This window comes from Celeribacter sp. SCSIO 80838 (assembly GCF_056498065.1).
The window spans coordinates 2,295,408-2,322,321 of the sequence record NZ_JAZKMA010000001.1 but is presented as its reverse complement, the minus strand read 5'-3'; the positions used below and the strand labels follow the sequence as shown (position 1 = coordinate 2,322,321).

25 protein-coding genes are annotated in these 26,914 nt (G+C 63.4%); 13 read left to right on the top strand and 12 right to left on the bottom strand.

Translation table 11 applies throughout. From position 1 onward, the window contains the following. Positions 1-63: 63 nt before the first annotated feature. The 5 genes from V1475_RS11665 to V1475_RS11645 all read left to right on the top strand — a co-directional run bounded on the left by V1475_RS11665 (position 64) and on the right by V1475_RS11645 (position 4,149). Complete coding sequence (locus tag V1475_RS11665; protein WP_479412879.1) at positions 64-369, top strand: DUF2849 domain-containing protein; 306 nt, start codon at positions 64-66, stop codon at positions 367-369. Beyond that, positions 362-2,029, top strand: a complete 1,668-nt coding sequence (locus tag V1475_RS11660; protein WP_479412878.1) for a nitrite/sulfite reductase — start codon at positions 362-364, stop codon at positions 2,027-2,029. The genes V1475_RS11665 and V1475_RS11660 overlap by 8 nt, the downstream gene beginning before the upstream one ends. Beyond that, positions 2,019-2,789: a phosphoadenylyl-sulfate reductase gene (locus V1475_RS11655; RefSeq protein WP_479412877.1), complete on the top strand. Its 771-nt coding sequence runs from the start codon at positions 2,019-2,021 to the stop codon at positions 2,787-2,789. Before V1475_RS11660 ends, V1475_RS11655 begins: the two co-directional genes overlap by 11 nt. Then, positions 2,786-3,160 (top strand): DUF934 domain-containing protein, encoded by a 375-nt coding sequence (locus V1475_RS11650; RefSeq protein ID WP_479412876.1) that lies wholly within the window; start codon positions 2,786-2,788, stop codon positions 3,158-3,160. Before V1475_RS11655 ends, V1475_RS11650 begins: the two co-directional genes overlap by 4 nt. A gap of 140 nt (positions 3,161-3,300) precedes the next feature. Next, positions 3,301-4,149 (top strand): ferredoxin--NADP reductase, encoded by an 849-nt coding sequence (locus tag V1475_RS11645; protein ID WP_434287648.1) that lies wholly within the window; start codon positions 3,301-3,303, stop codon positions 4,147-4,149. Between the two features lie 170 nt (positions 4,150-4,319). On the opposite strand, the gene V1475_RS11640 is transcribed toward V1475_RS11645, so the two are convergent. Continuing rightward, positions 4,320-4,994, bottom strand: coding sequence for a translation initiation factor 3 (locus tag V1475_RS11640; RefSeq protein WP_434287649.1), 675 nt, complete (start codon positions 4,992-4,994; stop codon positions 4,320-4,322). Between the two features lie 116 nt (positions 4,995-5,110). On the opposite strand from V1475_RS11640, the gene infC reads away from it, so the two are divergent. Beyond that, positions 5,111-5,752, top strand: a complete 642-nt coding sequence (infC, locus tag V1475_RS11635; RefSeq protein WP_434287650.1) for a translation initiation factor IF-3 — start codon at positions 5,111-5,113, stop codon at positions 5,750-5,752. 81 nt (positions 5,753-5,833) lie between these two features. Here the strand turns inward: infC and V1475_RS11630 are convergent, their stop codons facing one another. The 10 genes from V1475_RS11630 to V1475_RS11585 form a co-directional block, all read right to left on the bottom strand. Next, a complete protein-coding gene (locus V1475_RS11630) occupies positions 5,834-7,522 on the bottom strand; it encodes a putative transporter (RefSeq protein WP_479412875.1) in 1,689 nt (562 codons plus the stop codon). A gap of 184 nt (positions 7,523-7,706) precedes the next feature. Next, positions 7,707-8,681 carry a molybdopterin-binding domain-containing protein gene (locus tag V1475_RS11625; RefSeq protein ID WP_479412874.1) on the bottom strand — a complete coding sequence of 325 codons (975 nt, stop codon included), beginning with the start codon at positions 8,679-8,681 and terminating at the stop codon, positions 7,707-7,709. 461 nt (positions 8,682-9,142) lie between these two features. Beyond that, on the bottom strand, positions 9,143-11,275 hold the full coding sequence (locus V1475_RS11620; RefSeq protein ID WP_479412873.1) for an enoyl-CoA hydratase-related protein: 2,133 nt from the start codon (positions 11,273-11,275) through the stop codon (positions 9,143-9,145). Between the two features lie 208 nt (positions 11,276-11,483). Further along, complete coding sequence (locus V1475_RS11615) at positions 11,484-11,690, bottom strand: hypothetical protein (protein ID WP_434287654.1); 207 nt, start codon at positions 11,688-11,690, stop codon at positions 11,484-11,486. A gap of 34 nt (positions 11,691-11,724) precedes the next feature. Further along, positions 11,725-11,922: a hypothetical protein gene (locus V1475_RS11610; RefSeq protein WP_434287655.1), complete on the bottom strand. Its 198-nt coding sequence runs from the start codon at positions 11,920-11,922 to the stop codon at positions 11,725-11,727. Between the two features lie 77 nt (positions 11,923-11,999). Then, positions 12,000-12,335: a TraR/DksA family transcriptional regulator gene (locus tag V1475_RS11605; RefSeq protein ID WP_434287656.1), complete on the bottom strand. Its 336-nt coding sequence runs from the start codon at positions 12,333-12,335 to the stop codon at positions 12,000-12,002. 174 nt (positions 12,336-12,509) lie between these two features. Then, positions 12,510-13,649, bottom strand: coding sequence for a FliM/FliN family flagellar motor switch protein (locus tag V1475_RS11600; RefSeq protein WP_479412872.1), 1,140 nt, complete (start codon positions 13,647-13,649; stop codon positions 12,510-12,512). Positions 13,650-13,828: 179 nt separating this feature from the next. Then, positions 13,829-16,522, bottom strand: coding sequence for an ATP-binding protein (locus V1475_RS11595; RefSeq protein WP_479412871.1), 2,694 nt, complete (start codon positions 16,520-16,522; stop codon positions 13,829-13,831). Then, the gene (locus V1475_RS11590) at positions 16,523-16,825 is read right to left on the bottom strand and encodes a hypothetical protein (RefSeq protein WP_479412870.1); all 303 of its coding nucleotides are present in this window, start codon (positions 16,823-16,825) and stop codon (positions 16,523-16,525) included. It lies immediately after the preceding gene. After that, a complete protein-coding gene (locus V1475_RS11585) occupies positions 16,818-17,216 on the bottom strand; it encodes a response regulator transcription factor (RefSeq protein ID WP_479412869.1) in 399 nt (132 codons plus the stop codon). Before V1475_RS11585 ends, V1475_RS11590 begins: the two co-directional genes overlap by 8 nt. Before the next feature lie 197 nt (positions 17,217-17,413). On the opposite strand from V1475_RS11585, the gene V1475_RS11580 reads away from it, so the two are divergent. Continuing rightward, the gene (locus V1475_RS11580) at positions 17,414-17,779 is read left to right on the top strand and encodes a hypothetical protein (RefSeq protein WP_434287661.1); all 366 of its coding nucleotides are present in this window, start codon (positions 17,414-17,416) and stop codon (positions 17,777-17,779) included. 2 nt (positions 17,780-17,781) lie between these two features. On the opposite strand, the gene V1475_RS11575 is transcribed toward V1475_RS11580, so the two are convergent. Next, positions 17,782-19,122 carry a short-chain fatty acyl-CoA regulator family protein gene (locus V1475_RS11575; RefSeq protein WP_479412868.1) on the bottom strand — a complete coding sequence of 447 codons (1,341 nt, stop codon included), beginning with the start codon at positions 19,120-19,122 and terminating at the stop codon, positions 17,782-17,784. 434 nt (positions 19,123-19,556) lie between these two features. On the opposite strand from V1475_RS11575, the gene V1475_RS11570 reads away from it, so the two are divergent. The 6 genes from V1475_RS11570 to acs all read left to right on the top strand — a co-directional run bounded on the left by V1475_RS11570 (position 19,557) and on the right by acs (position 26,865). Further along, a complete protein-coding gene (locus V1475_RS11570) occupies positions 19,557-20,897 on the top strand; it encodes a substrate-binding protein (protein ID WP_479412867.1) in 1,341 nt (446 codons plus the stop codon). A gap of 172 nt (positions 20,898-21,069) precedes the next feature. Next, the gene (locus V1475_RS11565; protein WP_479412866.1) at positions 21,070-22,101 is read left to right on the top strand and encodes a branched-chain amino acid ABC transporter permease; all 1,032 of its coding nucleotides are present in this window, start codon (positions 21,070-21,072) and stop codon (positions 22,099-22,101) included. Positions 22,102-22,116: 15 nt separating this feature from the next. Beyond that, on the top strand, positions 22,117-23,346 hold the full coding sequence (locus V1475_RS11560; protein WP_434290888.1) for a branched-chain amino acid ABC transporter permease: 1,230 nt from the start codon (positions 22,117-22,119) through the stop codon (positions 23,344-23,346). A 2-nt stretch (positions 23,347-23,348) separates the two neighbouring features. Next, positions 23,349-24,110: an ABC transporter ATP-binding protein gene (locus V1475_RS11555; RefSeq protein ID WP_479412865.1), complete on the top strand. Its 762-nt coding sequence runs from the start codon at positions 23,349-23,351 to the stop codon at positions 24,108-24,110. Positions 24,111-24,113: 3 nt separating this feature from the next. Next, complete coding sequence (locus V1475_RS11550) at positions 24,114-24,863, top strand: ABC transporter ATP-binding protein (protein WP_479412864.1); 750 nt, start codon at positions 24,114-24,116, stop codon at positions 24,861-24,863. A gap of 49 nt (positions 24,864-24,912) precedes the next feature. Then, positions 24,913-26,865, top strand: a complete 1,953-nt coding sequence (gene acs / locus V1475_RS11545) for an acetate--CoA ligase (protein WP_479412863.1) — start codon at positions 24,913-24,915, stop codon at positions 26,863-26,865. The last annotated feature ends 49 nt before the right edge of the window (positions 26,866-26,914 follow it).

Sequence of the window (26,914 nt, the reverse complement as noted above, 5' to 3'; positions counted from 1 at the left end):
TCTGGCCTGATATTGGAATAATGTTCTAGATTAATGGCAAGAATTCGCAAGATGGAAAGAGCCATGCCGCGCCCGTTTACGCCCAAAGCCGTCACCGCCAACGCCCTTCTCGAAGGCGATGTGATCTATCTCGACCACGCTGGCCAGTGGGTCCGCGACCTGCGCCATGCGCAGGCCTTCACCGAGGCCGAGCGCGCGGAGGCCGCGCTGTCAGAGGCCGCGAAAGACGGCATGGCGGTGGGCGTCTATCTGACCGACGTGAAACTGGGCGAGCATGGCCCGGAGCCGGTGCATTTCCGCGAAGACTTCCGCCGCACCGGCCCCTCCAACTACTTCCACGGAAAGCAAGAGGCCGAAGCCCATGTATAAGTACAACGATTTCGACGAGGCCTTTGTCCGGGAACGTGTCGCGCAATTCTCCGCACAGGTCGCCCGCCGCATCGACGGTTCGCTGACCGAGGAAGAATTCCGCCCGCTGCGCCTGATGAACGGGCTCTACCTGCAACTCCACGCCTATATGCTGCGCGTCGCGATCCCCTATGGCACGCTGAACAGCCGTCAGATGGATCAACTGGCGATGATCGCCGAGCGGTACGATCGCGGTTACGGCCATTTCACCACGCGGCAGAACATCCAGTACAACTGGCCGAAACTGCCCGACGTCCCCGCGATCCTCAGCGATCTGGCGGATGTGGAGATGCATGCGATCCAGACCTCGGGCAACACGATCCGCAACGTCACCGCCGATCATTTCGCGGGTGCTGCGGCGGACGAGATCGCCGATCCGCGCCCCGTCGCCGAGTTGATCCGTCAGTGGTCCACCGACCACCCGGAATTCCAGTTCCTGCCGCGCAAATTCAAGGTCGCCGTGTCGGGGGCGAAAGCCGACCGGGCGGTGATCAAGGCGCATGACGTCGGGCTTTACCTGCGCGAACAGGACGGCGAGATCGGCGCGCAGATCATCGTCGGCGGCGGGCTCGGCCGCACGCCGATGGTGGGTAAGGTGCTCAAGGACTTCGTCTCTCTCGAAGACCTGCTGCCCTATCTCGAGGCCACCGTTTCGGTGTGGAACCTCTTGGGCCGTCGCGACAACAAATACAAAGCCCGGATCAAGATCACCGTGCATGAGCACGGGATCGAAGACATTCGCGCCCGTGTCGAAGACCGCTTTGCCCAGATCAAACCGGCCTTCGGCGGCATCGACATGGAAATGCTGGACGAGATCAAAGCCGCCTTTGCGCCGCCCGCCTTCCGCGAGGCCGCAACCGACGCTTATGATCGCGCTTATGAGAGTGACCCGGTGTTCCGCGCCTGGGCCGACACCAACCTCGCGCCGCACAAGGCGCCGGGCTATGCCATCGCGACCGTCTCGCTCAAGACGCCAGGTCAGACGCCGGGGGATGCCTCCGCCGCTCAGATGCGCGTGCTGGCGCAGATCGCGCGCGACTTTGGCCATGATGAGCTGCGGATTTCGCACGAACAAAACGTCATCCTGCCGCATGTCCATAAATCCGACCTGCCTGCCATTCACGCGGCGCTGAAGGACGCAGGGCTTGCGACGGCCAACATCGGCCTCGTCAGCGACATCATCGCCTGCCCCGGCATGGATTACTGCGCGCTGGCGACGGCCCGTTCCATCCCGGTGGCGCAAGGCATCGCGACCCGGTTCGAGGAGCTGAAACTTGAACAGGACATCGGCCCGCTCAAAATCAAGATCTCCGGCTGCATCAATGCCTGCGGGCACCACCATGTCGGTCACATCGGCATTCTGGGCCTCGACCGGGCGGGTGTGGAAAATTACCAGATTACGCTCGGCGGCGATGGCACCGAGGATATGGTGATCGGCGAGCGCACCGGCCCCGGCTTTGCCTATGACGAGATCGTGCCCGCGATCGAGCGCATTTTGATGACCTATCTGGAGCTGCGTGAGGCGCCCGAAGAGACCTTCCTCGAAGCCTACCGCCGTCTTGGCATGGACCCGTTCAAAACGGCGCTTTATCCGGAAAAGGAAAAAGCCCATGCCGCATAATCTCGCGCTTCGGGAGGAATTCGGCACGGTACAGGACCGTGTCGAACGCCTCAACGCGCGCTATGCCCATCATTCGGCGACCTCGGTGCTGGAGCTGGCGCTTCGGGACCGGGAGCTCGGGCGGATCGCGCTCGTGTCCTCTTTCGGGGCGGAAAGCGTCGTGCTTTTGCACATGATTTCCGTGATGAAACCCGACACCCCGGTGATTTTCGTCGACACGGAAATGCTGTTTCCCGAGACGATTGAGTATCAGCTCGACCTGATCCGCAAGCTCGATCTGCGCGATGTGCGGCGCATCCGCCCCGCGCCTGCGCGCCTCGCCGCGCATGATCCGGACGGGCTTTTGCATCTTGCCGACAAGGACGGCTGCTGCGATCTGCGCAAGACCGTGCCGCTGCAACAGGCGCTCGGGCATTTCGACGCCTGGATCACCGGGCGCAAACGGTTTCAGGGCTCAACCCGCGCCACGCTCGATTTCTTCGAGAACGAGGGGGATAGCCGGATCAAGATCAACCCGCTGGCCTGGTGGTCGCCCGAGGATCTCAGGGATTACATGATCAACAACCGCCTGCCGCGCCATCCTTTGGTTGCGAAAGGCTACCCGTCCATCGGTTGCGCACCCTGCACCAGCCCGGTGAAAGAGGGCGAAGACCCGCGCGCGGGCCGCTGGCGGGGCGAAGAGAAAACGGAATGCGGGATTCACATCGTGGACGGAAAATTCGTCCGCATCGGCAATCCCGAAAAAGGAGACGCAGCATGAGCGTGATCATCCGCGATGAGGGCTTTGTCCCCGAAGACTACACCGGCGACTGGGTCGATCTGCCCTCCGACACCGATCCCGAGACGCTGGCGCAACACGGCAACGCCCCCGCGATCCGCATCGCGTTTCCGAGCTTCTCGGACGGGCGCGGCTTTACGCTCGCACGGCTGTTGCGGCTTGCCGGCTATCAGGGCCGGTTGCGCGCCGAGGGGCATGTGATCGCCGATCAATATGCCATGGCCCGGCGCGCGGGCTTTGACGAGGTGGAAATCTCCGAGCCCCTCGCCGCGCGCCAACCCGAGGATCAGTGGCGCGCCCGGTCCAATTGGCGGGCACATGACTATCAAACGCGCTTGCGGGCGCGCGGATAGGCCCCGCAGACAGACCAATGCCCCGGCCATGCTTGCACGCACGGACAGAACAGTCCAAAAGGGACGAGACCGCGTGCCGGGGCCTCTGATGTGGATCAAAGAAGCATCCGCATTCCCCTTTTAAATGCCGCGAGACCCAAATGACCGAGATGACCGACGAGCTGATGCAAGTGACCGACGTAAAAACCAAACCCGTGCCCACCCTGCCCGATGCCGCCACCGTTCTCGAGGTGCACCACTGGAACGACCGGCTGTTCTCCTTCAAGGTGGAGCGGCCCCAGACCCTGCGGTTCCGTTCCGGCGAATTCGTCATGATCGGGCTGATGAACGATCCGGACCCGAAAACCGGCAAGCAGAAACCGCTGCTGCGCGCCTATTCCATCGCCTCGCCAAGCTGGGAAGAGCATCTCGAGTTCTACTCGATCAAGGTGCCCGACGGCCCGCTGACCTCGCGTTTGCAACACATCGAGCCCGGCGATCAGATCATCCTGCGCCCGAAACCGGTGGGCACGCTGGTCGTGGATGCGCTCCTGCCCGGCAAACGGCTTTGGTTCTTCGCGACCGGCACCGGGATTGCGCCCTTTGCCTCGCTGATGCGCGAGCCGGAAGTTTATGAGAAATTCGACGAGGTGATCCTGATGCACACCTGCCGCGAGGTCTCGGAACTGGAATACGGTCGGCAACTGGTCGAACACATCAAGTCGGACGAGATTCTGTCGGAGATCGAACAGGGCAAGCTGCGCTATTATCCGACCACGACCCGCGAAGAGTTCCACCATATGGGCCGCGTCACCGACAACCTGTCCTCCGGCAAGGTGTTCGAGGATCTGGGCATCGCGCCGATGAACCCGGAGACGGATCGCGGCATGGTCTGTGGCAACCTGGCGTTCAACAAGGACATCATGGCCATTCTCGACGGCTTCGGCCTGCGCGAAGGGGCCAATTCCGAACCCAAGGAATATGTGGTCGAAAAGGCGTTCGTGGACTGACCCGCACGCCCATCCCCGACTATGAGAAACCCCGCTTCGGCGGGGTTTTCTTTTGAGTATTTTCACCATCGGAAAACCCGAAAGGCAGAAAGCCTGAAAGGCGGAACATAAAAAGGCCGCGCGAGGTGTCCCCCGCGCGGCCTCAACTGCTCGCTCTTACTCAGCGATAATTACATGCCCAGAAGGGTTTTGGTTTTGTCGAGGATCGCGCCAAGGATCGCCGGGTTGTCGGCGGCCTGTTCCATGGAGGTGATGACGGTGGCTTTCGCTTCGTCGGACAGGGTGGAGGCGTTCACCAGATCGGTGGCTTTCTCGAGATCGAAGCCGTCGACCGTCAGCACTTCGGCAGCGGTGGCGAGATCGAAGGAGCTGTCCCCCTCCACCACGGCATCGGTCGCGGCGTCCGCGGCGTCGGAAGCGGCTTCCATCGCGTCTGCGGCAGCGTCGGCGGCGACATCGGTCGCGGCTTCGGCGGTGTCGGCAGCCACAGCAGCGGCGTCAGAGGCGGTGTCGGTCGCGGCTTCGGTCGCTTCGGTTGCGGCGTCGGCGGCATCGGTCGCGGCGTCGACAGCGGCCTCGGCCGCATCGGAGGCAGCCTCGACAGCACCCTCGCCTGCGGCGGTCACGGCGTCGGTCGCAGCTTCGATGGCGTCGGAGGCGGCCTCGGACGCGGCTTCGGCAGCTTCAGTTGCGGTTTCGACCGCGTCGGAGGCAGCCTCGGAAGCCTGTTCGATCACGGAGGTGGTTTCCGTCGTGGTCTCCGCAGCCTTCTCTTCCTCTTTACAGGCCGCGAGCGACAGCGCGAGACCCGCCACGAGAGCGCCGGTCAGAATACGTTTGGTCATGTCAGTCTTCCTCACAAATACTTGCGGGGTATTTCCCCCCAACAGGGCGGATATGGCATGGCACATGGCGAAATGAAAGGGGCCAGTCGAGCGGATTTTCCCCCACGCCGCGCGCTGTGCGGGAAGCCGCCGAATGCGGGTTGAAAGCGACGGCGATACGCCTTATTTTCCCGCAACACAAACGCAACGACAAACAGGAGCCGACCATAGCCCGCAGACCGCATAACGCCCCGCCGACCCGCGAAACCGGACCGCGTATCAACGAACGCATCCGAGCGCCGGAAATCCGTCTGATCGGTGCAGAGGGCGAGAATATTGGTGTCATCACGCCCGCCAAGGCCCTCGATCTGGCGATCGAAGCCGGGCTGGACCTCGTGGAAATTTCCCCGAACGCCACGCCGCCGGTCTGCAAGATCATGGATTTCGGCAAGTTCAAATACGAACAGCAGAAACGCGAATCCGAAGCCCGCAAGAAGCAGAAGATCATCGAGATCAAGGAAATCAAATTCCGCCCCGGCACGGACACGCATGACTACGAAGTCAAGATGAAGAACGTGATCAAGTTCCTCGAGAACGGCGACAAGGTGAAAATCACCCTGCGCTTTCGTGGCCGCGAAATGGCGCACCAGGATCTCGGTCGCGAGCTGCTCGAACGCGTCGCCGAGGACATCAAAGAATTCGGCAAGATCGAAAACATGCCCAAAATGGAAGGCCGTCAGATGATCATGATGATCGGCCCGCTTCCCTCGAAAGGCTGACCCGGCGCCTCCGCACCGGTTCAACGAAAAACCCCCGGTTGCGACCGGGGGTTTTTCGTTGCGCGTCTGAAGGGGCCCGCGTCAGAACGCCCCCGCCCCGATCCCCGCCAGCACGAGAACGAGGATCTGCGGCACGAGAATCCGCAGGAACATCACCAGCGGATAGACCGAGACATAGGCCACGGAGGCTGCACCCGTCGGGCTCATCGCCACGGCAAAGGCCAACGCCGGCGGATCGGTCATCGCGCCCGCGAGCACGCCGCAAAGGCTCAGGTAGTTGAACTTGCCGAACATCCGCGCGACGACGCCCACGACCAGAAGCGGCAGGATCGTGATCAGGATGCCATAGCCCATCCAGAGCAAACCGTCGCCATGCAGCAGCGTGTCGAAGAACCGGTCGCCCGCGACGATCCCCACCACCGCGAGGAACAGCACGATGCCGAACTCGCGCAGCGCATGGTTGGCGGCAGGCGGCATATACCATGTGAACGGCCCCCAGTGCCCGATACGGCCCAAGAGGATCGCCGCCATCAACGGCCCGCCCGCAAGCCCAAGCTTGAGCGGCGCCGGAAGCCCCGGCACGGCGAGCGGGATCGAGCCCAGAAGCACCCCAAGAGCGATGCCGAAGAACAGCGCAGGAAATTGCACCTCCTGCAACCGGGCGTTCTCGTTGCCGAGCTGACTTGCGACCGCGTCGATATCGGCCTGCGCGCCCACCACGGTGATGATATCCCCGAAGGCGAGCGACGAGGAGGCCTGCGCCGGAATCTCGACCCCCGCGCGGCTGATCCGTGACACGGTCACCCCATGGCCTTCGAGAAACGCAAGCTCCCGCAGCGACTTGCCCAGCACCCGCTCCTTGGTCACCACGAGCCGCGACCAGGTCAGCTTGGTGCCCTTGGTGGTCAGAGCCGCATCGATCTCGCGCCCCAGAATGAGCTTCATCGCCAGCAACTTGTCCTTCGGTCCGACGAGGTGCAGACAGTCGCCGACATGCACGATCACGTCCCGCGTCGGCACCACCAACTCGCCCGCTTTTTTCATCCGTGAGGCCACCACGCCCTGATCGAACAGGTCCGGCACATCGCCGAGGCGCAGACCGTCGAGATTGGCGTTCATCACCTCGACGTTCATCGAGGGCAAGGCCTCCTCGCCGCTTTTGGTTTCGGCCTTGTAGGCGGCTTCCTCATCGGCGACCACGATGCGGAACAGCGCCCGGATCACGAACATCGCGGTCAGGATGCCGAGGATGCCGAACGGATAGGCCATGGCATAGCCCATGCCGGAATTGGCCACTTCGGAGGCCGGAAACCCGGCGTCGCCCAGCACCTGCTGCGCCGCGCCCAGCCCCGGCGTGTTGGTCACGGCCCCGGACATTACGCCGACGAGCACCGGCAGCGGCAGATCGGTGATCCCCCAGATCGCCAGCGTCACCGCAACCCCGCCCAGCACGATGGCGATGGCCGCGAGGTTGAACTTGAGACCGGATTTCGCAAAGGAAGAAAAGAAACTCGGGCCGACCTGAATGCCGATCGTGTAGACGAAAAGGATCAGCCCCAGCTCGCGCACGAAATGCATCACCGCGTCGTCGAATTCGATCCCGGCGCCGGAGGCCAGATGCCCGACGAGGATGCCGGAAAACAGAACCCCGCCGATACCGAGACCGATCTTGCGGACCTGCAATTTGCCGAACAACAACCCGAAAGCGCCCGCAAGCGTCAGGGCAAGGGTCGTGACGGCAATGTCTGAAAGCGGAAGAGAAAGGGCCATGGTCTTGCTATCCTTGGGAATTTCGAGGGAGGCCTCAGAAGGTGTCAGGGGTCAATCTCGTGCGCATATCTTGGGGCGGATCAGAACCTCTATGTCGCGATCCTATGTCGCGCGCCCCAGTCTGTACCTGACATGTCTCAATTTTCTGCAAATGCGAAAGGCTCTTGCAAGAAAAATCTTGCCCCTAGATCGCATTCGGGACGGACTGTAGCCCGCCGACCCCGAGATCGGCCAAATCGTCATCGGAAATGCTGACACCGCAGACCAGCCGCTCGAGCACCCGATCCGCCCCGCAAGCGGCCGGGTCGCGCATCGCTTCCGGCAGGCCAAGGATCGGCACTGCACCGAGCCCCCCCGCAAACATCTCCGCCCCCGGCACCACAGGCAGGCCGAAGCGCGTAATCACCCCGCCCGCCTGCGTCACCGCCAGGGGGCCAACGTCGAGCAGATCGACAGTCGGGCGCGCGGGCAGGATCAGCACCACCTCGCCATGGGCCGACAGCAGCGCCTCCGCCAGCGTCTCCGCACGATGCGCCACGATCAGGCTTTCCGTCAACCGCAACCCGAGACGGTCGAGCCGCGCCCGGATCGCCCCCTCGCCCCGACTGTCCGGCACCGCGCCCACCACCGTCTGGATCAGCGTCACCCGCTCCGCCAGAACCGGCCGGAGCCGGATCATGTCCTCTCCTTCTGCGAGCACCCGCGACAGGGCGGAGCGGCGCAGCGCCAGCGGCAGCGCGCGCAGCACAGCCACCCTCTCCCCCGTCTGCACCCTCTGAAACTGCGGCACTGTGACGATGGAAAGCCCCGGATCCACCCGGTTCATCCGCCTCAACCCCTCGGTATCGAGCCCGACCACCCCCGTGGCCGTGGCGGTCAGAACCAGCCGCCCCCCCGAAGGCCTGCCCCGCCGGAGCCCCGCATCCGCCTCATGCGGCACCAGCGCCTCGGCCAGCCGCAACAGCGCATCCTCCGCGGCAATGTCATGCGGCTCCAGCTCGGCACAGATCACCTCACGCAGCCCGGCCATGGTCAGCGCCGCGATCTCAGACGGGCCGATCACCATGCCACGCGGCAACACCGCCCCCGAGGGCAGCGCGGTATCGCGCCCGAGGCGCGTGCCTTTGGCCGCCGCGAGCGGTCGCGGTCCGAACATCATGATCTGCCGTCCTTGCGCATGGTCGTCTTTCACGGGAGCCGTTCCCCTCATGCCATGACAAGGTAAACCGCCTGTCAACAGGGCCGCATAAATTCGATCCGCAGAAAAAAAGAGGCGCCGCAGGAGAAACGCAAACCCTGCGACGCCAGTGTAGTATTCTGCCCACGCACAAAAGGCAGGATACGGCGCGGACGATCGGAAGGAGAGTCCGCGGGAGGAATGCAGGAGGCTGTGTCTGACTGCTGACGAACAGGTCCTGCGCTCAAGAACCTGTCTAAGGGAGCGGGCGACTCACAACCTTGATCTCGATCAACAGGGTATTTCTGTCTGGTATTGACCCGAATGCGACCGCAGCGAAAACCTGCGTTTTCTTGGGAAAAATGCGAAAAATCGGGAAAAACACCCCGTCAAAAAAATCGCTAAAATTCGCGAAAAAACCTGAAAAACCGATGTGGCAAACCTCAGAGAAGATTCAACTTCTCGAAATTGTCGCCATTCTTGGACAATTCATGCCAAAGTGTCGCAGGCTCCCAGATGTCCGGCGCCGCAACTGCAAAACCTTTCAGACGTTTCTCCGCCTGAAAAATCCCCATCAGATCCGCCGCCTTCATCGGCCCGCCGTGATAGCGCGGATAGCCCTTGGCCAGCATCATCACCACGTCGATGTCCACAGGGCGCATCACCACGCCCGCCTGCAACAGCCGCGCGCCCGCGTTGGCCGCCGCCAAAAGAAGGCGTTCGGTAATGTCGCGATCGCTGAGCACCAGCAATGGCACCCCACCCTGCGCCCGCAGATCGGCAAGGATCGCCTCCGCCGTCCTGTCATCGGGCGCCTGCCCTTTGGCATAGTCGTAGAACCCCTGCCCGGCCTCCTTGCCGGTACGGCCCTCTGCGGCGAAAAACTGCGCCACCGCGCCCCGCATATGCGCGAGCCCCAGCGCGTCCATGGTCTCGCAGGGTCCGACGGGAAAGCCGTAGTCGCGCATCACCCGGTCGATCCGCGCCGGGCGCACGCCCATCAGCAAAAGCACATCCACCGCCGACCAGATCGCATCCTGCACCACATTGGCGATCAGCCCGTCGCGGGCGCGCAGCGTCACCGGCACCTTGCCGATGCGTTTCACGACCCCATGCGCCGTCACCAAGGCCTGTTTCGACACGCCGTCCCGCACGGCCAGTTCGACCACCCGGATCGCCTGCGACGGTGCAAAGAAATGCAGACCGAGAAAGCGTTCGGGGTGAGCCAGATCGCGCGCCATCTGCGCATAACCGCGGTCGGCGACGGTGGCGAGCACGGTCTCCTCCGGCAGAAACTCTTCGAGCCGGGCCAAAAGCCGCGCCCGCGCCTCCGTCGGTGCCGCACTGGCCTCGATCACCAGCCCGGCATCGCCGAGACTGTCCGTCCGGGTCGTCGCGGTGAACTGCGCCAACCGTTCCTGTCGCAGTTCGGCGGAGATCTGCCCCTGTTGTTCGGCGCGGGTGTAGGCCGTGGCGATCCGCTGTTCCGCCACCACAAGCTGGTCGGCGGCACTGCCCAGAAGGCGCACCTTGAGCCCGTGATCGAGCGCCGCAATCGCGATGCCCAGCGCCAGAGAGCCGGTGCCCACAATGCCAAGCTCCCCGATCTCCGCCGGGCGCAGCCCCTCGACCCCGTCGAGCCGCGCCGCACGGCGTTCGGAGAAATAGGCATGGCGCAACGCCTTGGCCTCTTCGCTGGCGAAACAATCGGCCCGCGCCACGCTCTCGCGTGCCACCCCGGCGTCGAACGGCAGGATCAGCGCCGCCTCGACGCAATCGACGATCCGCCCCGGCGCGCCGATCCGCGCCCCTTTGATCTCCGCGCGCCGCGCCGCAACCTCTTTCATATAGGCCGCCCCGTCCTTGCCCCCCCGCGTCACGTCGCGGGTCGGGCGCGGCCCGCGGCCTCCCGCCAGAAACCGCTCCGCCATGGCAATCGCCGCCTCGGCGGGGCTTTTGCTATCGGCCATCTCATCGACCAGACCGAGCTTGAGCGCCTGAGGCGCGGGCACCGGCCGACCGGAGAGCAACATCTCAAGCGCCACGCCCGGCCCCACCAACCGCGGCAGACGCTGGGTCACGCCACCCGTCGGCACGAGGCCCAGCGTGACCTCCGGCGCACCAAGTCGGGAGCGCCGCCCGATCACCCGGTAATGCGCCGCAAGTGCGAGCGCGAACCCGGCTTCGAGCGTGCTGCCATGCAGCGCCGCGATCACCGGTTTCGGACAGGCTTCGAGACGGTCGCAAAGCGTGTTGAGGCTCGGTGCAAGTTCCTCCGCCGCCAGCGTATCCGCCGGAAAGCCGGTGCAGAACGAGGTGCCCTCCGCCATCAGCACGATGGCCCCGACCTCCGGGTCGCTCTCCGCCGCCTCAAACGCCGCAAGCAGGGCACGGCGCAACTCGGGTGTCAGTGTATTGACCGGCGGGGACGAGAGGCGCAGCAGCGCAATCGCCCCCTGTCGGTGGCTTTGGACAAGAGCGGCGGGCGCTCCGGACGCCGGATCGCCCTGCCTCTGCTCTTTCGGCATCGGCTCGTTGGACACTTGCTTTCGGGCCTGTTCCACTGCCTCACTCATCCGCGCCCCCGCACACCCTTTTGACCAGCCCTGCGTTTCGCCGCCCAGCACCTCCGGTCCTTCGTTCTTAGGAACGGCTCGCGAACAAATTATCCACAGGTTTTCCACATCATGCGGCGACGCCCGCCCCTTGGCAAGACGGCACACTCCCCACCCCGGGGATTTCCGGTCGGGAGATACGACACAGCGCCCGCATCAGGGCGGGACATCAGCCCTTGGGATAGAGATCGTCGGCGGAGCGGTCTTCCAACTCGGCCTCGAGCCGCACAAGATCCTCCGGCAAGGGCAGACCCAGCGCCGACAGTTCGGCCAGTTTCTCACGCAGGTTTTCCTGTAGGATATGGCGGTCCGTCGGACGGGCGGCAATCTCGTCGAGGATCATGTAAACCTGTGCTTTCAGGGCTTCGAACGCCATGGCCTATCCTTTCATCCAATCGGAGACAGGCCGGTCACACCGGCATATTGTCCCACATGTCATCCGCATCGTCGTCGCCCCCGGCATCCGGGACCGCCTGAGGATACTCTGGCACCGACGCTTCGAGCTTGTCATGCAGTTTTTCCTTCAAGGCGTTGGCCGTGTCAGCGTCCTTCACGAGATCGTCGACGATCTCGTCGATCTCCGCCTCGGTCTTCGTTACTCGGGTCATCTCAACCTCCCTGATGAATTCCCACGATCTTCCTGTGACCTGCCCGGGCGACACTCTCCTCTGCGCTTGATCACCCCTCAATGCCCCGCCGCAACCCGCGCGGCGCAATCGCGGCACATCGGCGTATAGGGCAGCACATCCAGACGCTGTGCGCTGATTTCTTCACCACAGACGGCGCAATAGCCGTATTCGCCCTCGTCGATGCGTTCGAGCGCCGCGTTGATCATAACGATCTCCGCCTTGCCCTGCGCCCCCATACCCTCAAGCACCTCGTCGCCTTCGCGTTCGGTGGCCAGTTCCTCCCAGTCCTTCGACTGATGCGCATCCAACTCGGCGTCGATCTCCTCGAGACGCCGGGTCAACTCGGTTTTGCGCTCCAGCAATTGCGCTTTTCTTTTTGCAAGATCGATCATCGCGGCTCCTCCTTGGACAACGAGCATCCTCCCAAAGCGTCGCGCAGGCCTTGATTCACATCAACAGAAATCACGGTTTCCCCACATGAAACCGGTTCACACTGGCAGATCCAGCCCCGATCCGGCCGGATCGCGCAACGGATCGGACAGGATCTTCATTCCGGCCTCCCCGGTTCATTCCAAAGCCGGAAGCTCCCCCATCGCCGGGAAACCCTCCCCGTCGCCAAGCGGCGGCAGATCGCCCATCGCCGGGAAATCGCCCAGAGCCGGCATATCACCAAGCGGGGGCAGCTCCCCCATCGCCGGAAAATCTCCGAGCGCAGGCAAATCCCCCTCCATCCCCATACCGCCCGGCATCTCGCCGGACAGCGCCGGGAAACCCTCCCCGCCCAGCGCCGCCATGTCGAAGCCGCCGCTTGACGACAACTCCGCCTCAAGCCCGTCGTCATCCTCGGTCGCAAGCACCACCCGAAGCGCGCGTTTGCCGTTGATCTGGCCGAGCCGGGCGCGGCTGATCAACCGCTCCCCCGCGCGGAGTTCGACACGCGACAGCGCCTCGCGCGGGATCGGGATCATCATCCCCTCCTGAAGCCCCGCCACATCGGAAAGCCGCAGCGAGACCCGGTGCAACACCGTGTCGAGCCGCGCCTCCGTCTTCATCACCGCCTCCTGAAAGGCCGCGCCGAAATCGTGGCCATGGCCCTGTGCCGGACCGCGTGCCACCGGCACATTCGGGAAGATCAGAAGAATCTCTCCCTCCCGCCCCTCACGGCCCAAAAGCAGTTTCAGCCGGTAGAGCCGATAAGGCACATCGTCAAAGGCGATGGCGATGGAACGCGCCTCCCGCAACTGCGCGGCGGTGTGATAGCCCGCAACCGCAGGCGGATCGGGCAACTCGGCCAATTGCGCCTCAAACAGCCGCAGCATCCGGTCGCAGAGCGGCGTACACATGACGGAATCTGTGGCGGTCGGCGGGCGGGCTTCGGGCGCGAGCGACAAGACCCGCCCCGCCGTTTGCTGTTCGACGATGGCCGCGACCGTGTTGCGGTCGAAAATCGCCAGCCCATAGGCATTCTGCGGCCCTTCGAGCAAAGACAGGAGCGCATGCTCCGGCACCTCCCCCGGCAGGCGGGAAATCGCGCTTTTCTCCTCGCTGACCTCAAGCACCTGAAGCACCAACCCGATCGTGTCCTCCGCCGCCTTGGCCGCCGCGATCCGAAGCGCCTTAGCGGGCGACAGGGGTTGGACGTCCGGCGGCGGGCGACCGACGCCCGCCTTGCGGCGCATTGCGGAAATGATGTCGGCATCGGACATGGTAGCGGGCAATCTCGCACAGAATTCGCTCGGACTCTCCCGTCCTTTTTCGCCGCTCAAAGTAAACAAATCATTGAAGCGGAGCGGAATTCTTTAAAGAAGCGGAGCGGAATTTTTTAGGGAAGCGAAGCAGAATTTTTTAGAGAAGCCGGACGGATTTTTACCGCAAATCCTCCGGCTTAGCCGCGCGCGCGCACCCGCGGCAGGGTGATGCGGAACGCCGCCCCCCCTTGCCCCGGCAAATAGGCGATGGTGCCGCCGAGATTGGCGACGATCTCGCGACAGATCGCAAGCCCAAGCCCCGCCCCGCCCGCCTTGGCGTGATCGGTGAGGCGCGAGAATTTCTCGAAAATCACCGTCTGCTTGTCTTTCGGAATGCCAGACCCATTGTCGATGAAATCGATCTGGAGCCGGTCGCCGCCCAGCCGCCGGGTCTCGATCCGAAGTTCCGGGACGGGTGCATCGCAATATTTGCGGGCATTGGCGATCAGGTTGATGAACACCTGCGCCAACCGGTCCGGGTCGGTTTCAATCGCAATATGTTCGGCGATCTCGTTGCGCCGGATCGCCATCGCGCGGCCCTCCGCACTGGCATTCACCGCCCTGGAAATCACGTCATGCAGGTTGTCACGCGCCCAGTTCAGGCTCACCTGCCCGTTTTCCAGCACCGACAGATCGAGAAGATCGTCGAGCAGACGGGTCAGCCGCTGGGCCTCGTCGTGGATGATCGTCGAGAACCGCTCAAGGCTCGCCGCATCGAGATCGCCCGCAGCGCCGCCGTCGCGCAGGATCTCGGAAAACGCCCGGATCGAGGTCATCGGCGTGCGCAACTCGTGGCTGATCTGGCTCAGGAAGGCGTCCTTCTGGATCGACAGCGCGGTCAGTTTCTCGTTGGCTTCCCGGAGCTTGCGCGCGGTGCGGCTCAGTTCTTCGGATTTCAGCTCAAGCTGGGAGGAATATTCCATCATCTGCGCCGTCTCGTCGGCCACCGCCATCAGGTCCTCGACGGAGACGACCACGCCCCCCGCAATCTGGCCCAGCATGGCATGGGCCGTGGCCGCCCCCACAGAGCCCGCCAGCTCGCGCTCCAAACGCTCGATGAATTCGGGCGTGGTGTCGGGCAGATAGCCCTCCTTGCCCTGCGCGAGCGCCTCGGATTGAAACAGCGCCTGCGCCTCGGACGGACCAAGGATACGCTGCGCCATGACCAGCAAATCCTCCGCCTCGGCAAAGCCATGCGACCAACTGCGCGTCGAACCGGAATGCTCGAAGACATTGACGAATTGCGCGCCTTGCAAGCGTTCGACGGGCCGCGGGAAGGAGAACAGCGAGCCCAACAGAAACAGCAGCGTGTTGAGCGCCAGAGACCAGCTCACCGCATGCACCACCGGATCGACGCCGGTGACACCGAACAGCGCCTGCGGACGCAGAAGCGTCAGGCCCAGCGGCCCGTGCTCCAAAAGCTCCGGCGTGAACCCGGCGGCGGCCCCGAAGGACGGCAAGAACATGGTGTAAGCCCAGACGACGAACCCCGTAACGACACCGAGGATCGCCCCCAACCGCGTCGCCCCCCGCCAGAAGATGCCGCCCAGCATCGCAGGCAGCACCTGCGCCACGCCGGTAAAGGAAATCATGCCGATGGAGGCCAGTGCTTCCGAGCCGCCGGAGAAATGGAAATAGAGATAGCCCAGCACCAGCACGCCGAAAATCGACAGGCGACGGGCATAAAGCACGACGCGGCGCACATCGCCCGACACGGTCGCACCGCCCTTGCCCTGCGCCGAGAGCCAGATCGGCATGACGATGTGGTTCGACACCATGGTCGAAAGCGCGATGGCCGCGACGATCACCATGGAGGTGGCGGAGGAAAACCCGCCGAGGAAAGACAGCGTCGCCAGCACGCGCTGATCGGACTGCAACGGCAGGGTGAGGACGAACATGTCGGGGTTCGCCCCTTCGGGCAGCACCTCGAGCCCCACCACCGCGATCGGGATCACGAAGAGCGACATGCCGAAGAGATAGAGCGGAAAGGCCCAGCCCGCGGTGAACAGGTGGCTTTCGTCCGAATTCTCCACCACCAGCACCTGAAACATCCGCGGCAGGGTCAAAAGCGCCGCCGCCGACAACATGGTCAGCGCGATCCAGCGCGTGCCCTGAATCGGGTGCTGCGCCACCGGCGAGGCATCGATCTTCGCCATCAGATCGCCAAGACCGTCGCTCAGCCCCCAGACGACAAACACGCCCACCGCCACGAGGGCGAAAAACTTCACCACCGCCTCGAGCGCGATGGCGGTCACCACCCCGTGGTGGCGCTCGTTGGCATCGAGATTGCGCGTGCCGAACAGCGCGGTGAACACCGCCAGCCCGACTGCCACCCAAAGCGCCGTCTTGTCGAGATCGGGCAGCACCGCACCCGACGGATCATTGACCCCGAACACCGCAAAGGACAGCGCCACGGATTGCAACTGGAGCGCGATATAGGGCGTGGTGCCGATCACCGCCAAAAGCGTCACCAGCACGCCCAGGGTGGTCGATTTGCCGTAGCGCGAGGAAATCAGGTCGGCGACCGAGGTGATCCGCTGCACCCGCCCGATCCGCACCAGTTTGCGCAGAATCCACCACCAGCCGATCATCATCAGAGACGGCCCGAGATAGATCGTCACGAACTCCAGCCCCGAGCGCACCGCATAGCCCACCGCGCCGTAAAACGTCCATGCGGTGCAATAGATCGACAGCGACAGCGTATAGATCAGCGGCGACCGCAGCCAGCCCAGCCGCCCGGCTTCGGCACGCTTCTCGGCCCAGAAGGCCACAACGAACAAAAGCGTCGCATAGCTCAGACAGGCGAGGACGAGAATGTTGAACCGCAGCATCTAGCGCCCGCCCTCTGCATCCGGGCCCTTCTGCGCCGTCACACGCTCCGTCGCGGCCTCGCCCTGCGACAGCCGTCGGGTGAGCAAAGTCGCCGCCAGAAGCCCCAGCGCCCAGACCACAAAGACGTGCAAAAAGGCCCGCGCCCCCGCCCCGACCGGTTGGTCCGTGCCCTCTCCGCCCCACAAGAGCGGCAAGAGCCAGAGCCCGAACATCAGAAACGGCAACAACCGCAGCGCATCGATCAGCCGTCGCCGCCGGTAAGACGCCCGCGCAAGATAAAGCGGCCCGCGCCGCTCAGCCATGCCCCTCACCGGAGGCTGCATCAGAGGCGCCCGCCAGACGGCGCACGGTTTCGAGCATCTCGGAGTTGGAAAACGGCTTGGTCATGAAACAGGACACGCCCGCCGCCTCAGCCATGTCGCGGTCCTTTTTCTGGCCGCGCGCGGTGAGCATGAGGATCGGACGGTTGGCATGGTCGGCATCCGCACGCAGGTCGCGCAGGATGTCGAAACCGGATTTGTTGGGCAGCATCACATCGAGGATCACCACATCCGGACGCTTGCGCGCGACCGCCTCAACAGCCGTCGCCCCGTCGGAATGGGTTTCGACCGTCCAGCCATCGCGCGACAGGATAAACCGGATCGCCTCGATGATGTTCGGCTCGTCCTCGATCAGGAGCACGCGCTTGCCCATGATTGCCCTCTTCTCCCCCTCATGTGCCGCACCTTATGGCGATTTGTCGCGGGTGTGTCAAAAAATTGTGCCAAACACGTCCACGCGGGGCCAATTCACCCTGTCCTCCACACGTCGCTAACGCGTGCAGCCCGCATTCATGATTTCCTGCCCCAGACCCTGATCGCTTCATTCTTACTGAGTAAAGGACTTTTCACATGACGCCCCCAGAAACCAGCACCCTGCCCATCGACTCCACGAGCCAGATACAACGCTATCAAGTCGTTTATGGCTTCGGAGACATTCCCGATCCCGTCAACGACCCGCTCCAGATCCTCGTCTACATCCATGACAGCCGTCAGGATGACGCGGGCAATTATTTTCGCAACGAACTTTTCATCCTGAAGGACGACAAGCACGGCACGCTGCCGGATGCTTATCAATTTCCCGACGGGCGCATCCGCTTCTTTGCGTTTGAGAGCCAACTGCCCTCTGTCCTGACCTTGCTGCGCAGTTTCGACATGTTATGGCTCAAGACAAAGGGGGGCCGCGTTTCCATCGTCAGCGGAACACACGCTTACTGACCTCACCCCTCCTCCGGCTCCTCCAGAACCATCGACGGTTCGCGCCGCGCCGGGCAGTTCATTCGCGCGCAGACCCGACAGGAGGTCCCGACCCCCAACACCTCCGCCTCGCGCGGCGTGATGTCGAGCCGCTCCAGCGGGATGAACAGCATCGTCGCCTCCACCACCTCGGGGGCCTCGAAGCTCTCAGCGCGCTGCGGCTGGGCGATGGCATAGGCGAGGAAGCGCCGCGCGGGCTGGCCCTGTTGCTCCACCACCCGGCGGATCGGCACCATCGGCCTCAGGAGCGCCTGATAGAGCGGCCAGAGCGGACAGGCCGCCCCGAAACGCGGCGGCGCGAACCCGTCCAGCGGTTTGCGGTAAGTCAGCGCCCCCGAGCCGTCGCAGATCGCCAGCCCCGTCGGCACCCGGTTCTCGAAGGCCGGAAGGCTCGCCAACCGGCGCATCGCCGCCGCAAGATCGACCCCCGCCCCCTGCGCCAGCGCCGCCGGGTCCGGGCCGTGTTCCGCGATCAGCTCCTCCACCATCGACAGCGGCATTTTCTCCGCCTCCGCCCGGGCCCTGAGCACCCATTTGCGCGCCAGCTGCCGCGCGGGCGCCGAGCGCAAGCCCCCCTCGCCCGTCAGCTCCGGCATCATACCGCGCTCCAGCTCCGGCAGGGCGAAATCCCGTGCCGCGAGCCAGGCCTCGACCTCTTCGAGCGGCGAACTCAGCGTATCCTCCGATTGCCCGACGCTGTCGAGATAGGACACCAGCGCCTGCGAGCCCTGCGCAAGGCGCTGGCTGTCCTCATAGAGATTGCGGTGAAACCGCGCCTGCCAGTCCCGGTCGATCTCGCCCATGCCGTTCAAAATCCCCGCCGTCGAACGGATCGCCGTCACGGTCGAGAGCACTTCATGCAGGCTGTCGGAGAGAAACGGGTCATGCGCCAGCCGGTCGTTCAGCGCCTCGATCCGCCGCTCGAGCGCTGTGATCCGGTCGCGCTGCGCCACCACCAGCGCGGCCCAGCCGGGAAACCGACCGGCGAATTCCTCGGCCCGCTCCGCCTCCGGCTCGACCGCCGCCCTGCGCCCGGGCCGCGCAGACGCAAGCCCGTTGCCCGCCGCGTCCTGCAACCCCTCCATCAGAGGCACATCCGCCCCCTCGGTCAAAACCGACGGCTCGACCCCCAGCGCGCGCGCCAGATCGACCAGAAGCTTGCCGCCGATTCTGCGCCGGTTGTGTTCGATCAGGTTGAGATAGGCGGGCGAGATGCCCACCGTGCGCGCCAGATCGGCCTGTTTCAGCCCCTCGAGCGTGCGCCGTTCACGAATACGCGTGCCTGTCAGTGCCGAACGTGGCATGATCCCCCCCGAAGCTCTCGCCAGAGCGCTCCCGCCTCTGGCCGTGGCGTTTTCACCTGCGTCATGAAATCTCGTCGCGATTTCAGCTCACTGCCGCGCCCGCAAACACCGCTCTTTTGCGCCTGCGGGAAAACGGTTTTACATTGTATGCAAATGCATTGTGTAATTCTTAACAAAAAAATCATTGTTTCCAAGCCACTTATTGCCCGGTTTTCGATCCACCCTCAATAATACCCCCATCCCGTTTACATACCCGCTGCGCCGGGTGCCGTCCGCAAGTCACGGACCGGAAAACGGGTTTTGCGCATCGCCCGGGGATCGGGGAGGACCTCCGGGCGATGCGCCAATTGCCAGATAAGGCCGCAAAAAATCAGGCCGTACAACTCAGGCCATGACCCTTCAGGCCACATGAAAAACTCAGGGAGGAGTTTTCAATGACCAAAACCGATCTGACGCGCCGCCGCGTGTTGAAATCCGGTGCCGTCGCGGGCGCGGGTCTCGCGCTGCCGACGATTTTCACCTCCGGCGCCTCTGCTTTTACCAACGAACCGATGGGCGGCACCGTGACGCTCGGCTTCAACGTGCCGCAATCCGGCCCCTATGCCGATGAGGGCGCCGACGAGCTGCGCGCCTATCAGCTTGCGGTCGAGCATCTCAATGGCGAGGGCGACGGCGGCATGCTGAACACCTTCAGCTCCAGGGCGCTTGAGGGCAACGGCATCCTCGGCAAGAAGGTCGAATATGTCACCGGCGACACCCAGACCAAATCCGACGCGGCCCGCGCCTCGGCGAAATCCATGATCGAGAAAGACGGCGCGGTGATGATCACCGGCGGCTCGTCTTCGGGCGTGGCCGTCGCCGTGCAGGGCCTCTGTCAGGAGGCGGGCGTAATCTTCATGGCCGGTCTGACGCATTCGAACGACACCACCGGCAAGGACAAGAAAGCCAACGGATTCCGTCATTTCTTCAACGCCTATATGTCCGGCGCGGCGCTCGCGCCGGTGCTCGCGGCGCGTTATGGCACGGATCGCAAGGCCTATCACCTGACCGCCGATTACACTTGGGGCTGGACGCAGGAGGAGAGCATCGCGGCGGCCACCGAGGCGCTCGGCTGGCAGACTGTGAACAAAGTTCGCACACCGCTCGGCGCGGGCGATTTCTCGTCCTACATCACGCCGGTGCTGCAAACCGATGCCGATGTGCTGATCCTCAACCATTACGGCGGCGATATGGTGAACTCGCTCACCAACGCGGTGCAATTCGGCCTGCGCGACAAGATGGTCAACGGCAAGCAGTTCGAGATCGTCGTGCCGCTGTTCTCGCGGCTGATGGCGCGCGGCGCGGGCGAGAATATCAAGGGCATTCTCGGCTCGACCAACTGGCACTGGTCCCTGACCGACGCAGGCTCGCAGGCCTTTGTGAAATCGTTCGGCACGAAATACGGCTTTCCGCCGTCGCAGGCCGCGCACACCTGCTATGTGCAGACGCTTCTCTATGCCGATGCCGTCGCCCGCGCCGGGTCCTTCAATCCCTGTGCCGTCGTCGAAGCACTCGAAGGCTATGAGTTCGACGGTCTGGGCAACGGGCCGACGCTCTACCGCGCCGAGGATCACCAGTGCTTCAAAGACGTGCTCGTGGTGCGCGGCAAGGAGAACCCGACCTCTGAATTCGACCTTCTCGAAGTGGTCGAAATCACCCCCGCCGCCCAAGTCACCTATCCGCCGGATCACCCGATGTTCGCCGGCGGCGCGCTTGGCGAGTGTAACGCGAGCTAAGCGCGTCCACGCACGGGGACCAATCCCCACTTCACTGGGGGCTGAACCGCAAAGCGGCAGCCCCCACCCCCCTCAAAAACTGCGGGTCTTCCGCCACCCAGCCCGCGCGCGGGATCGGGAAAGCTTTGCCCGCCGGGGACCCACACAGGACACAGGGAAGGACGGCACGTCCATGGAAACCATCCTCTTGCAATTGCTCAACGGGCTGGACAAGGGCTCGGCCTATGCGCTCATCGCGCTCGGGCTGACCTTGATTTTCGGCACTCTGGGCGTGGTGAATTTCGCCCATGGCGCGCTCTTCATGATCGGGGCCTTCTGCGCCGTCACGCTCTCGCGCCTGTTGAACCTGTCGTTCGAGACCGTCGATCCGACGCGCACCGATTTCCTCGGCAACCCGCTCAAGGTCAAAACCCCCTATGTCGAGGCGTGGTTCGGCCCGGATTTCGGCCATGCCTTGATTGACTGGTCGGTGCCTCTGGCGATCCTGTTCTCGATCCCGATCATGATCGCCGTCGGCTTCATCATGGAGCGCGGCCTGATCAAGCATTTCTACAAGCGCCCGCATGCGGATCAGATCCTCGTCACCTTCGGGCTGGCCATCGTGCTGCAAGAGATCATTAAATATGTCTACGGCGCCAACCCGATCTCCACCCCCGCCCCCGATGCTTTCAAGGGCAGCTTCGATTTCGGCGCGATGCTGGGCTTCGACCCGAACCTGATCATCTACCCCTATTGGCGTCTGATCTATTTCGGCTTCGCCGCCGTGGTCATCGGTGCGGTGTTCTCTTTTCTGCAATTCACCACCTTCGGCATGGTCGTCCGCGCGGGCATGGCGGATCGCGAAACCGTCGGGCTTCTGGGCATCAACATCGACCGCCGCTTCACCCTCATGTTCGGCCTCGCCGCCGCCGTGGCGGGCATGGCGGGCGTGATGTACGCCCCGATCCTGTCGCCCAACTACCACATGGGCATGGATTTTCTCGTGCTGAGCTTCGTCGTCGTGGTCGTGGGCGGCATGGGGTCGCTTCCGGGTGCGGTGGCCGCAGGCTTCCTCCTGGGCATTCTCGAAAGCTTCGCCTCGATGAACTGGATTAAGGACATCATCCCCGGCATCGACCAGATCATCATCTATGTCGTCGCCATCGTCATCCTGCTGACCCGCCCGCGCGGGCTGATGGGGCGCAAAGGCGTGATGGAGGAATAAATCATGAAAAAGAACATCCTCGGGCTGAACCCGAAAGACACAAAATTCCTCCTGATCGTCGTCTTCCTGACGCTCTTCACCCCGATCCTGTTGCAGCCCTTCGCGGCGGGCTCGGAGCTTGCGCAATTCAACGGCGGCTACCCCGACCTGATGCAGAAAATCGCCATTTTCGGCATCTTCGCCGTGGGCTTCAACATCCTCTTCGGCCTCACCGGATACCTGTCCTTCGGCCACGCCGCTTTCCTCGGCATCGGCTCCTATGCCGCCGTCTGGATGTTCAAACTGCTGACGATGAACGTCATCCCCGGCATCCTTCTGGCCATGGTCGTCTCCGGCCTCTTCGCCGCCGCGATCGGATACGTCAGCCTCCGCCGCTCCGGCATCTATTTCTCCATCCTGACGCTCGCCTTCGCGCAGATGTGCTACAAGATGGCCTATTCCGTGCTCACGCCTTTGACAAATGGCGAGACGGGCCTGCAACTCACGCTGAATGACCCGCGCATCCTCGACGGCGCGCAGCAAGGCAGCTCTCTGCCGGTCACCAATATCTTCGGCCTCGCAATGAATTCCTCTTATAAATTAGAGGCTTTGGGCCGGGTCTTTACCTTCAATGTCGGCTTCTATTTCTGCGCGGTGATCGCGATCCTCGCCTTCTATGTCGCCATCCGCCTGTTCCGCTCGCCCTTTGGCATGATGCTCCGCGCGGTGAAATCGAACCAACAACGCATGACCTACACCGGGCTCGACCCGAAACCCTACACTCTGGCGGCCTTCGTGATCTCCGGCATGTACGCCGGGCTTGCGGGCGGGCTTTTGGCCGCGATGGACCCGCTCGCGGGTGCCGACCGGATGCTCTGGACCGCCTCGGGGGAAGTCGTGATCATGACCATCCTCGGCGGCGCAGGCACGCTCATGGGGCCGGTCCTTGGCGCGGGCGTGATCAAATATCTCGAAAACATCTTCTCCAAGATCAACGAAGGCGTGCTGCACGATTGGTTCTCCTTCCTGCCCGACGGACTGGAAGATGTGGTGATCTGGGTCTTTGCCCGCTTCACCGGCGAGGGCTGGCACCTGACCCTTGGCGTGACCTTCATGCTGGTCGTGACCTTCCTGCCGGGCGGTCTGATCGAAGGGCTGAGACGTCTCGCGTCGCGCCTCCGCAACGGCTCGCAGAAGCGCGACAAATACGACAACCCGGACCCGGAGCACCGCCCCGATCCCGGCAAACGCGTGGCAGGAGAATGAATATGGGAATTCTTGAAGTCAAAGGCGTCGGCAAGCGTTTCGGCGGCCTTCAGGCCCTCGGCAACGTCAACCTCTCGGTGCAGGAAAACACCGTTCACGCCATCATCGGCCCCAATGGCGCCGGGAAATCCACGCTCCTCAATTGTCTTGTCGGAAAACTCATCCCCGACGAAGGCTCCGTCACCTTCGCAGGCACCTCTGTGTTGGGAAAGAAACCCCATGAGATCAATCAATTGGGCATCTCCCGCGTGTTCCAGACCCCGGAGATTTTTGGCGATCTCACGGTGATGGAAAATATGATGATCCCCTGTTTCGCCAGGCGCGACGGCGCGTTTCGGATGCATGCCATCGAGAGCATGGAGGCCGAGACCGACCTGATCGCCAAGGCCGAGGCCATGCTCGAAGACGTCGGCATGTTGGAGAAGCGCGAAATGATCGCCTCTTCCATGTCCCGCGGCGACAAGCGGCGGTTGGAGATCGCCATGTGTCTGGTGCAGGAGCCGAAACTTCTATTGCTCGACGAACCCACCGCCGGCATGGCCCGCGCCGACACCAACAACACCATCGCTCTCTTGAAGGAAATCAAGGAGAAACGCGACATCACCATCGCCATCATCGAACACGACATGCATGTGGTCTTCTCTCTCGCCGACCGCATCACCGTTCTGGCCCAAGGCACGCCCCTCGTCGAGGACACGCCCGACATGATCAAGGGCAATCCGAAAGTCAAAGAAGCCTACCTTGGCGAAACGCAGCAGGTGTAAGACATGACTGAACAGTTCAATCCCAACGCCAACCACGCCCAGAACGCGCCTGCGTTTTTCTCCGCATGGGACGTGCATGCCTATTACGGCGAAAGCTACATTGTCCAAGGCGTCACCTTTAACATCCACGAGGGCGAAATCCTCGCCCTTCTGGGCCGCAACGGCGCGGGCAAGACCTCGACGCTCCGCGCACTTGCCCGCCTCGATAGCCCGGCAGTGACCCATGGCGAGATTTGGCTCGATCACGAGCGGCTCCACAGCAAGACCTCCTATGAGGCAGCGGTGAAAGGCATCGCGCTCGTGCCCGAAGATCGCCGCATCATCCCCGGCCTCACGGTCGAAGAAAACCTGCAACTGGCGCAGATCGTCGAACCCGTCGGCTGGTCGCTCGACCGGCTTTACGATCTCTTCCCGCGTCTGCGCGAGCGCCGCAAACAAGAGGGTGTCACGCTCTCGGGCGGCGAACAACAAATGCTCGCCATCGCCCGCGCTTTGGCCCGCGACATCAAGGTGCTGCTTTTGGACGAACCCTATGAGGGCCTCGCCCCCGTGATCGTCGACGAAATCGAGAAAACCCTGCGCATCATCAAAGACCAAGGCATCACCACCGTCCTCGTCGAACAAAACGCCGTGCGCGCCCTCAATCTGGCGGATCGGGCCGTGATCCTCGACACCGGGCGGGTGGTTTATGATGGTAGCGCTAAAGAAGTGCTTGAGAATGAAGCGCTAAGAGCCGAATATCTCGCCATCTGATGACATGCCCCTCCCAATGCGGCGAGGGCCAGCTTTGGGAGGAGCCATTATGACCGACATTTACCCGCCCTCTGAATCCTTCGCGTCCGACGCCCTGATCTCGACCACCGATTACGAGGAGCTTTACCGCCGCTCCGTCGAAGACCCGGTGTCCTTCTGGGCCGAGCAGGGCAAGATCCTCGACTGGATGGAACCCTACACCCAGGTCAAAAAAACCTGTTTCGACTTCGGTCGCGTCGACATCAAATGGTACGCCGACGGCGTCCTCAACGTCTCCGCCAACTGCATCGACCGCCATCTGGCGCGCAAATCCTTGCAGACCGCGATCATTTTCGAGCCCGACGATCCCAACGAGCCCGCCCGCCACATCACCTATAAGGAGCTCTCCGACAAGGTGAACCGCATGGCCAACGTGCTCCTGAGCCAAGGCGTCATGCGCGGCGACCGGGTCGTCATCTACCTGCCGATGATCCCCGAGGCGGCCTATGCCATGCTCGCCTGCGCCCGCATCGGCGCGATCCACTCCATTGTTTTCGCAGGATTTTCCCCCGACGCCCTCGCCAACCGCATCAACGATTGCGGCGCGAAGCTGGTCATCACCTCCGACACCGCGCCGCGCGGCGGCCGTCGCACGCCGTTGAAGGCCAACACCGACGCCGCCCTCCTGCACTGTTCCGACAAGGTCCGCTGCCTCGTCGTCAAACACACCGGCGACCAGATCTCCTGGGTGCAGGGCCGCGATGTCGACGTCAAATACCTGATGGAGCACGCCTCCCCCGATTGCCCGCCGCGTCCGATGAACGCCGAAGACCCGCTCTTCATCCTCTACACTTCCGGCTCCACCGGCAAACCCAAAGGCGTCGTCCACAGCTCCGGCGGCTACCTCGCCTATGCCGCGCTCACCCATAAATACGTCTTCGACTACCACGACGGCGACGTGTTCTGGTGCACCGCCGATGTCGGCTGGGTCACCGGCCACAGCTACATCGTCTACGGGCCGCTGGCCAACGGCGCGACCACCGTCATGTTCGAAGGCGTGCCGACCTACCCCGACGCCGGGCGGTTCTGGGCTGTGTGCGAAAAGCACAAGGTCAACCAGTTCTACACCGCGCCCACGGCACTCCGGTCCCTCATGGGTCAGGGCAACAAATGGGTCGAGAAATACGATCTCTCCTCGCTCAAGGTGCTGGGCTCGGTCGGCGAACCGATCAACCCGGAGGCCTGGAACTGGTACAACGAGGTCGTCGGCAAGGGGAACTGCCCGATCGTCGACACCTGGTGGCAGACCGAAACCGGCGGCCACCTCCTGACGCCGCTGCCGGGCGCGATCCCCACCAAACCGGGCTCCGCCACCCTGCCCTTCTTCGGCGTGCAACCGGTCATCCTCGACGCCACCACCGGCGAGGAACTCAAGGAGACCGAGGCCGAGGGCGTCCTTTGCCTCAAGGACAGCTGGCCCGGCCAGATGCGCACCGTCTGGGGCGATCACGAGCGCTTCCAGGAGACCTATTTCCAGCAATACAAAGGCTATTACTTCTCCGGCGACGGCTGCCGCCGCGACGCCGATGGCTATTACTGGATCACCGGCCGCGTCGATGACGTGATCAACGTCTCGGGCCACCGCATGGGCACCGCCGAGGTCGAATCCGCCCTCGTCGCCCACGCCAAAGTCGCCGAAGCGGCCGTCGTCGGCATGCCGCACGAGCTCAAGGGCCAGGGCATCTACGCCTATGTCACGCTCATGAACGACGTGGAACCCTCCGACGCTCTGCGTGCGGAGCTGGAGAAATGGGTCCGCACGGAAATCGGCCCGATCGCCAAGCCGGACTTCATCCAATGGGCGCCGGGCCTGCCGAAAACCCGCTCCGGCAAAATCATGCGCCGCATCCTGCGCAAAATCGCCGAGAACGACACAAGCAGCCTCGGTGACATCTCAACCCTCGCTGAACCCCAGGTCGTCGAGGAACTCATTCAGAATTCGCTCTATCACCTCAAGAAGTGAGGATGTACGAAACCGCAATAGAGTTCACATCACGAACAACCTCCGAAAA

Bases quoted from the DNA above. Each gene is read 5' to 3' on its own strand.
- V1475_RS11665 (WP_479412879.1), top strand. From the start codon at position 64: ATGCCGCGCCCGTTTACGCCCAAAGCCGTCACCGCCAACGCCCTTCTC.
- V1475_RS11660 (WP_479412878.1), top strand. From the start codon at position 362: ATGTATAAGTACAACGATTTCGACGAGGCCTTTGTCCGGGAACGTGTC.
- V1475_RS11655 (WP_479412877.1), top strand. From the start codon at position 2,019: ATGCCGCATAATCTCGCGCTTCGGGAGGAATTCGGCACGGTACAGGAC.
- V1475_RS11650 (WP_479412876.1), top strand. From the start codon at position 2,786: ATGAGCGTGATCATCCGCGATGAGGGCTTTGTCCCCGAAGACTACACC.
- V1475_RS11645 (WP_434287648.1), top strand. From the start codon at position 3,301: ATGACCGAGATGACCGACGAGCTGATGCAAGTGACCGACGTAAAAACC.
- V1475_RS11640 (WP_434287649.1), bottom strand. From the start codon at position 4,994: ATGACCAAACGTATTCTGACCGGCGCTCTCGTGGCGGGTCTCGCGCTG.
- V1475_RS11630 (WP_479412875.1), bottom strand. From the start codon at position 7,522: ATGGCCCTTTCTCTTCCGCTTTCAGACATTGCCGTCACGACCCTTGCC.
- V1475_RS11625 (WP_479412874.1), bottom strand. From the start codon at position 8,681: ATGATGTTCGGACCGCGACCGCTCGCGGCGGCCAAAGGCACGCGCCTC.
- V1475_RS11620 (WP_479412873.1), bottom strand. From the start codon at position 11,275: ATGAGTGAGGCAGTGGAACAGGCCCGAAAGCAAGTGTCCAACGAGCCG.
- V1475_RS11615 (WP_434287654.1), bottom strand. From the start codon at position 11,690: ATGGCGTTCGAAGCCCTGAAAGCACAGGTTTACATGATCCTCGACGAG.
- V1475_RS11610 (WP_434287655.1), bottom strand. From the start codon at position 11,922: ATGACCCGAGTAACGAAGACCGAGGCGGAGATCGACGAGATCGTCGAC.
- V1475_RS11605 (WP_434287656.1), bottom strand. From the start codon at position 12,335: ATGATCGATCTTGCAAAAAGAAAAGCGCAATTGCTGGAGCGCAAAACC.
- V1475_RS11600 (WP_479412872.1), bottom strand. From the start codon at position 13,649: ATGTCCGATGCCGACATCATTTCCGCAATGCGCCGCAAGGCGGGCGTC.
- V1475_RS11595 (WP_479412871.1), bottom strand. From the start codon at position 16,522: ATGCTGCGGTTCAACATTCTCGTCCTCGCCTGTCTGAGCTATGCGACG.
- V1475_RS11590 (WP_479412870.1), bottom strand. From the start codon at position 16,825: ATGGCTGAGCGGCGCGGGCCGCTTTATCTTGCGCGGGCGTCTTACCGG.
- V1475_RS11585 (WP_479412869.1), bottom strand. From the start codon at position 17,216: ATGGGCAAGCGCGTGCTCCTGATCGAGGACGAGCCGAACATCATCGAG.
- V1475_RS11580 (WP_434287661.1), top strand. From the start codon at position 17,414: ATGACGCCCCCAGAAACCAGCACCCTGCCCATCGACTCCACGAGCCAG.
- V1475_RS11575 (WP_479412868.1), bottom strand. From the start codon at position 19,122: ATGCCACGTTCGGCACTGACAGGCACGCGTATTCGTGAACGGCGCACG.
- V1475_RS11570 (WP_479412867.1), top strand. From the start codon at position 19,557: ATGACCAAAACCGATCTGACGCGCCGCCGCGTGTTGAAATCCGGTGCC.
- V1475_RS11565 (WP_479412866.1), top strand. From the start codon at position 21,070: ATGGAAACCATCCTCTTGCAATTGCTCAACGGGCTGGACAAGGGCTCG.
- V1475_RS11555 (WP_479412865.1), top strand. From the start codon at position 23,349: ATGGGAATTCTTGAAGTCAAAGGCGTCGGCAAGCGTTTCGGCGGCCTT.
- V1475_RS11550 (WP_479412864.1), top strand. From the start codon at position 24,114: ATGACTGAACAGTTCAATCCCAACGCCAACCACGCCCAGAACGCGCCT.
- acs (WP_479412863.1), top strand. From the start codon at position 24,913: ATGACCGACATTTACCCGCCCTCTGAATCCTTCGCGTCCGACGCCCTG.